The organism is Pyxidicoccus fallax, assembly GCF_012933655.1.
In the GTDB taxonomy this organism is placed as follows: Bacteria; Myxococcota; Myxococcia; order Myxococcales; family Myxococcaceae; genus Myxococcus; species Myxococcus fallax.
This window is the reverse complement of the sequence record NZ_JABBJJ010000129.1, coordinates 24414-31721: the sequence shown is the minus strand read 5'-3', so window position 1 is coordinate 31721 and position 7308 is coordinate 24414. Positions and strand designations below refer to the sequence as shown.

Genomic DNA, 7308 nt, shown 5'->3' with positions numbered 1-7308 from the left:
GTGAAAGACCCCACCGGCGCCGACGCGACGCTGCTCACCCCCCAGAAGCCCCCCGCCCCGGAAGTCACCTCGGGGCCGGGAGAGGTCTTCGCGGGCCGCTACGAGCTGCTGGGCCTCGTGGGGCGGGGCGGCATGGGCGCCGTGTACCGCGTGCGCGACACGCTGGTGGGCGACGTGGTGGCGCTGAAGATGTTGGAGGTGGGCCCCGCGCTGGCGCCCGAGTGGCTGGAGCGCTTCCGCCGCGAGGTCCGGCTGGCCCGCCGCGTCTCGCACCACCACGTGGCGCGGACCTTCGACCTGGGCGAGCACGCCGGGCGCCTCTTCCTCACCATGGAGTTCGTGGACGGGGAGAACCTCCAGGCGCTGCTGGACCGCGAGCGCGCCCTGTCTCCTGCGAGGGCCGCGCGCATCGCGCTGGCGCTGTGCGAGGGCCTCGCCGCGGCGCACGCGGCCGGTGTCGTCCACCGGGACCTCAAGCCGGCCAACGTCCTGGTGGAGGCCGGGGGCCGCGTGGTGCTCACCGACTTCGGCATCGCCCGCGCGGTGGCGGGCGAGGCGTCCTCGCGCACGCAGGGCCTCGTCGGCACGCCCCTGTACATGGCGCCGGAGCAGCTGGAGAGCGGCGAGGTCGACGCGCGGGCGGACCTCTACGCCATGGGCCTGGTGCTCTACCACCTGCTCACCGGCGAGCCGCCCTTCACCGGCGAGTCGGCCATGGCCGTGGCCTTCGCCCGGCTGCGCCAGCCGCCTCCGGATCCGCGCTCGCGGGCGGCGGTGCCCGACGTGCTCGCGGAGCTCGTCCTGCATTGCCTGTCCCGGGAGCGCGAGGGCCGGCCCGAGAGCGCCCTCGCCGTGGCGGCGGCCTTGCGGGACTGGCTCGTCTCCGCGGGTGAGCCGGTGGAGGTGCATGGCCCTCCCACGCCCGTGGGTACCACCACCGGAGGCGCCCTCGCGTCCGTGACGCCCACCGGCACGCGCTCGACGCCGCGCACGCCGCTGCGCTCCAGCGAGCAGTCGGTGGCGGTGCTGCCGCTGCGCTACTCGGGCCCGCGCGAGCACGAGGCGCTGGGCGACGGGGTGAGCGACGCGCTCATCGACCTGCTGTCGCGCACGGCCGGCCTGCGGGTGCAGAGCAGCGGGGCCACGCAGCGCTTCCGCCAGGAGCGCGACCCCCGGGTGGCCGCGCGCGAGCTGGGCGTGGAGCTGCTGGTGGACGGGACGGTGCAGTCGCTGGGCAGGACGGTGCGCGCCACGCTGCGGCTGGTGGAAGGCGCGTCGGGCACCCAGCGCTGGAGCGGCCGCTTCGACGACACGGACGAGGACCTGTTCGCGCTCCAGGACCGGCTGTCCCAGCGCGTGACGGAGGCGCTGCGCAACGAGCTGCTCATCCTGCGCTACCGCGACGCCGCCCCCGACGAGGCGCTGGCGCTCTACCGGCAGGTGTTGTCGCGGGTCCGGATCATGCCGCGCTCCATGGTGGACGAGACGGTGACGCCGCTGGAGCACGTCCTCTCGCTGGCACCGGGATTCCTGCCGGCCGTGGCGCAGCACGCCGTGGCCTCGCTGCGGGCGGGGTTCCTGCGCGCCACCGACTCGGAGCGCGACTGGGACGCGGTGGGCCGCGTCAGCCTGGAGCGTGCCTCGCGGCTGGCGCCGGACCTGGCGGAGACGCGGCTCGCGCAGTCGCTCCTGGCCATCCAGGAGGGGCGGCTGCGCGACGCGGTGGTGGCGCTGCGCGACGCGCTGGATCGGGCGCCCACCTTCGCCTTCGCGCTGCAGGTGCTCGGCAACCTCCAATGCGAAGCGGGCCGCGCGGGTGAGGGCATGGAGCGGCTGAAGCTCGCCCATGCGCTGGAGCCCGGGCTGTCCATCGCGCTGATTGAAGTCGCCCGCTGCGGCGCGATGCGAGGCGAGCTGGACACGTATCGCTGGTGCATGGAGCGGTTGGAGGCGCAGCCGCTGCTGGCCCTGCCCACGCTCATCCTGCGCATGCGCGTCGCCGCCTGGACGGGCGCGCTCGACGAGGTGCGCCGGTGCCAGGACGCGCTGCGCGAGGACCCCAACCCCATCGCGGCCCATGCGCTGGCCTACTGCGGCCTCGTGCTGGGCGAGCTGGACGCGGACGGTGCGATGGCGTCCCTCGACGGGCTCCTCGCCCGGAAGCTCAACCCGCGCTTCGCGTCGCTCCTGCGCCAGATGGCCACCGAGCAGCTCTGCCTCCGGGGCGCGCCGGAGCGGGCGCTGCCGTACCTCCATCAGGCCGCGGACACGGCGCTCATCGACCTGGAGTGGATGGACCGCTGCCCGGCGCTCGCGCCGCTGCGGCCGTTGCCCGGCTTCGCCGAGGCCCGCCGCAAGGTGCGCGCGCGCGTGGAAGCCATCTGGTCCGCCTGAGCAGGGAGGCCGCCGGGCGCTCGGCTTCCAGCCCGGGCTCCCCGGAGGCCCGGTTGCCAGCCGTGCCCGGGGTCACCACCTCTGACGGTAAGCCCGGAGAGGGAAGGAGCGCTTTCATGGCCGCGAGGAAGAGCCCACGCACGCGCGTGTCGTCCCGTGGTGCCGCGAAGCGCGCCTCGGGCACCCGCTATACGAACCCGGAGCTGCGCGAGCGCATCAAGGAGCGCATCCAGCGCGGGAGCAAGGGAGGCCGGCCCGGCCAGTGGAGCGCGCGCAAGGCCCAGCTCGTGGCCGCCGAGTACAAGAAGGCCGGCGGTGGCTACAGCGGCGGCAGGGGCACGAAGCAGAAGTCGCTCGAGTCCTGGGGGAAGGAGGAGTGGCAGACGAAGGAGGGGAGCACCCGGGCCCGTCGCGGGAGCACCACCTCGCGCTACCTGCCGAAGAAGGCCTGGGCGCGGCTCACCCCCGCCCAGAAGCAGGCCACGGAGCGCCGCAAGCGCGCGGGCTCGCGGGCCGGCAAGCAGTTCGTGAGGAACACCACCGCCGCGAGGACCGCGCGCAAGAAGGCCACCCGGCGCTGAAAGCCGCGGCTCAGCGCGCGTTCATCATCAGCGTGGCGCCGTTGGCCGTCGCCAGCAGGCCGCCGTCCACCGCCACGTCCTGGCCGGTGAGGAAGGACGCCTTGTCGCTGAAGAGGAAGGCGACGACCTGGCCCACCTCGTCGGGTGTGCCCACGCGATTCATCGGGTGCAGCGACGAGGCGAAGGCGCGGCCCTGCGGCTCATCCAGGCGCCAGCCCGTGGTGGCCAGCTCCGACTCGATGACGCCGGGGCTCACCGCGTTCACCCGGATGCCCTTCTGCGCGTACTCCACCGCGGCGCTGCGTGACAGCGCGACGACGGCGGCCTTGCTCGCGTTGTAGACGGCGAGCCCGGGGAAGGCGCCCGTCGCCCCCACGGAGGCGCAGTTGACGATGGAGCCGCCGCCCGTGGCGAGCATGGCCTCCACCTGGTACTTCATGCACCAGAAGACGCCGCGCACGTTGATGTCCATCACCGTGGCGTACTCCTCGTTCGTCATCTCGTGCATCGGCTTCATGTAGCCCGTGCCGGCGTTGTTGAAGGCACAGTCCAGCCGCCCGTACTGGGACACGGCCGCCTTCACCAGCGCCTGGATGTCACTCTCCACGCGCATGTCGGCGCTCACCCACGTGGCCTCGCCGCCCCGGTCCTTGATGAGCGACACGAGCTTCGCGCCCTGCTCCGCGCGCCGCGCGCTCGCCACCACGCGCGCTCCCTCCGCCGCCAGCGCCAGCGCCGTCCCGAAGCCAATGCCCGAGCTCGCGCCCGTCACGATGGCGACCTTCCCCGTGAGAATTCCCATGACCCTGTTCCTCTGTGGTGTTCGCGGATGTTCCGCGGTTGCAAGTACGCGGACCCAGGACGCCTGGCGTGGAGCCTTGTCTCTCCTGGATGCGGGTGCTCTATGCCGACACCGGACCAACGGAGCGCGCCGGAAAGATTCCCGGAGCCGCGCTCCTTTTCTGGGAGCCCTCATGAAACGTGTCATCAACGGGGTATCGGGGTTGCTGCTCGCCGTGCTCGCCGCCTGTGGTGGAAGTCCGCCCACGCAGCCGGAGGTGGGAGAAGTGGACGCGGCGGTCCTCGCCAACGCGACCACGCTCACGTGCTCCACGCTGCAGGTGGCGCGGGGCTCCATCGGCTCGGGGCAGGGTGTGCAGGGGCTGGCCACCCAGACGCTCACGGGCACGCAGGACCGCTGGCTGGAGTACGTGGAGTTCTCGCCCAACACGTCCGTTACGTGCAGCTACCCGCTGCCGGCGGGAGTGAGCGCGGCGACGGTGCTGGCCGCCGAGGTGGGGGTGAACTACCGCGGCCCGGCCAAGGTGGACATGCGCTGGGTGTTCGAGGCGTGGGACTACACGGCGGGCGCGTGGGTGGTGGTGGGGGACAACGTGTTCGCCCGCTCGTGGCAGTGGACGGCGACGTCGCTGGCGCTCCCCGCGCCGGTGGGCCGCTTCCTCAGCGGTGGCCCCGTGAGGCTGCGCTACCGCACCGAGTCCTCCGCGGATGCCTCGCTGCTCGACCTGTGGGTGGTGCGCGTCCAGGTGGCGGACACGGACGGGGGAGCACCGACGGACGCGGGCACTCCGGGTGATGCGGGCACGTCCGTGGACGCGGGCACTCCGGGCGACGCCGGCACGCCGGGTGACGCGGGCACGCCCACGGATGGTGGCACCTCCGGGCCTTGGACGGGCGTGAACAGCTTCACGTACCAGCTGACGAACTACGCCAATGGCCGGCTGGACCAGATTGCCGCCTCGAAGTTCGACCTGGCCGTCATCGAGCTGGCGCGTGACGGGCACAGCGACTACTTCACCGCGGCCGAAATCGCGGCGCTGAAGGCCACGGGCAAGCAGGTGCTCGCGTACTTCGAGATTGGCGCCATCGAGGAGTACCGCCCCGAGTGGCCGCTGGTGCCCGCGGACCTGAAGCTGGGGCCGGTGTCCGGGTGGCCGGACGAGCAGTACGTGAAGTACTGGGACGAGCGCTGGTGGCCCATCGTCCAGGGGCGTATCGACCGCGCGCTCGCGGCGGGCTTCACCGGCTGCTACCTCGACATGGTGGTGACGTACGAGGAGATTCCCGCCAACGCCGCGGGCACCAACCGCGACGACCTCGCGCGGAAGATGGTGGCCCTCATCGCGCGCATCAACACCTATGCCAAGGCCCGCAACCCCGCCTTCAAGGTGATGCCGCAGAACTCGCCCGAGCTGGTCGACTACCCGGGCTATCTCGCGGCCATGGACGGGCTGGGCATGGAGGACATGTATTGGTCCGATGACGTGGCGTGCAGCCAGGACTGGTGCGCGGAGAACCGGGCCAACGCCGCGCGCGTGCGTGCAGCAGGCAAGCTGGTGCTCTCCGTCGACTACGCGGTGCAGGCCGCGCACGTGGCGGACGCGTACACCCGCTCGCGCGCCGCGGGCTTCGTCCCCTACGTCACCGTGCGCGCGCTGGACCGCGTGACGGTGAACGCCGGCTGGGACCCGCAGTAGCCGCGTCACCCGGCTCCTCGCGCCACGGTCTGAGGGGGCGGCCCGTGCATCCGGACGGGTCGCCCTTCAGTGCCAGTCGGATTCACTTGCACTGGAGAGATACATATTTCTCCCGGCGAGTTTTTGAGTCCGTGCCTGCGCACCGTCGAAGGAGAAGCCCGGATGACCTGTCGCCATGCCCTGGCCTTCGCCGTGCTCGCATCCGCGTGCGCGCCGGAGGACGCACCGTCCGAAGCAAGTCCATCCGCCGAGCCGCTCGCGGAGCAGCGGCAGCCCATCGAGTCGCTGGAGCGGCCCTCCGAGGAGAACGCCATCCGCTTCCTGGAGCAGGCCACCTTCGGCCCGCGCCTGGCGAACGGCGCGGCGACGCCGCCCATCGACTCGGTGGAGCGCGTGGTCTCCGTGGGCATCACCCAATCCCTCACGGACCAGTTCAACGCGCCCCGCTCCATGTTCGACGGCAGGACGGAGAGCAGGGATCTGGGCGCGCAGTTCTTCGTCAACGCCGTCAGGGGCCAGGACCAGCTCCGCCAGCGGATGGCGTTCGCGCTGAGTCAGATCTTCGTCGTCTCCCAGTGGGACATCCCGGACATCAAAAGCACCCCCGAGTCCGAGTCCAAGCTGGCGATGGCGGAGTACCTCAACCTGCTGTCCTCGAATGCGTTCGGCGACTTCCGCCAGCTCCTGGAGGCCCTCACGAAGAGCCCCGCCATGGGGACGTACCTCGACATGGCGAACAACAAGGCCTTCAGGCCGAACGGCAAGCCCGTCGCTCCCAACGAGAACTACGCGCGGGAGCTGCTCCAGCTCTTCACGCTCGGGCTCCACAAGCTGAACGAGGACGGCACCCAGCAGCTCGACGCGGAAGGGGCGCCGATTCCGGCCTATACCGAGGCCCACGTCCAGGCCTTCGCCCGCGCGCTCTCCGGGTGGACCTATCACGGCCCGACCTGTCCCACCGTGGGCCGCTCGAACCCGGCCAGCTACGCGCGGCCGTTGATGGCCTGCGACGTGAATCACGACTCCAGCGCGCAGGTGCTCCTGCGCGGCGTGTCGACGACGGCCGGGGGGACCGCGGCGCAGCACCTGGAGCAGGCGCTGGACAACGTCTTCGCGGACCCCAACCTCCCGCCGTTCATCTGCAAGCAGCTCATCCAGCACCTCGTCACCAGCAACCCCAGCCCCGCGTACGTCCGACGGGTGGTGAACGTCTTCAAGAACAACGGCAGTGGCGTGCGCGGGGACCTGCGCGCCGTGGTGAGCGCCATCCTCACGGACAACGAGGCGCGCGGCCCGAGGCCGCCGCTGGCCCAGTACGCCACCTACGGGCACCTGCGCCCGCCCGCGCTGTTCATCACCAACGTCGTCCGGTGGCTGAACGTGCGGCTGGACATGTCCGAGGGGAAGGACCCGGGCATGAAGCTCAACCTCTGGAGCCGCGCGCAGGGCCAGCAGGTGCCCCGGCCGTACTCGGTCTTCAGCTACTACCCGCCCAACGCCCCCGCCCCCGGAGGCAACGGCCTGCTCGGCCCCGAGTTCGCCATTCTCGACACCACCACCCTCACCGCGCGCACCAACTTCGTGCACGAGCTGCTCTACGCGACACCGGTCACCGACGGCATCGACATCAACATCCACGTGTTGCCGGCGGACCCCGATGACTTGACGCTCTGGCTGGGGCGCTACCTGCTGCACGACACCATGTCGTCCGACCTCGAGGTCGCCGTCTACAACGCCATCACCGACCCGCGCGCGGGCGACATGACGCGAAGGAAGAAGCTGGCCCTGTTCCTCACGTCGCTTTCCCCCGAGTTCCAGATCCAGCGGTGAGCGCC

At 71.7% G+C, this 7308-nt stretch carries 5 protein-coding genes; 4 read left to right on the top strand and 1 reads right to left on the bottom strand.

The window, feature by feature from the left end:
• Positions 1-2394: a protein kinase domain-containing protein gene (locus tag HG543_RS25875; protein ID WP_169347529.1), complete on the top strand. Its 2394-nt coding sequence runs from the start codon at positions 1-3 to the stop codon at positions 2392-2394.
• Between the two features lie 116 nt (positions 2395-2510).
• A complete protein-coding gene (locus HG543_RS25870) occupies positions 2511-2975 on the top strand; it encodes a DUF5872 domain-containing protein (protein WP_169347528.1) in 465 nt (154 codons plus the stop codon).
• A gap of 10 nt (positions 2976-2985) precedes the next feature.
• Here the strand turns inward: HG543_RS25870 and HG543_RS25865 are convergent, their stop codons facing one another.
• Positions 2986-3777, bottom strand: a complete 792-nt coding sequence (locus tag HG543_RS25865; RefSeq protein WP_169347527.1) for an SDR family NAD(P)-dependent oxidoreductase — start codon at positions 3775-3777, stop codon at positions 2986-2988.
• A gap of 172 nt (positions 3778-3949) precedes the next feature.
• Here HG543_RS25865 and HG543_RS25860 point away from each other — a divergent pair, with 172 nt between their 5' ends.
• Positions 3950-5473, top strand: a complete 1524-nt coding sequence (locus tag HG543_RS25860; RefSeq protein WP_169347526.1) for an endo alpha-1,4 polygalactosaminidase — start codon at positions 3950-3952, stop codon at positions 5471-5473.
• Between the two features lie 162 nt (positions 5474-5635).
• Entirely contained in the window at positions 5636-7303 is a 1668-nt protein-coding gene (locus tag HG543_RS25855) for a DUF1800 domain-containing protein (RefSeq protein ID WP_169347525.1), read from the top strand.
• Positions 7304-7308: the final 5 nt, after the last annotated feature.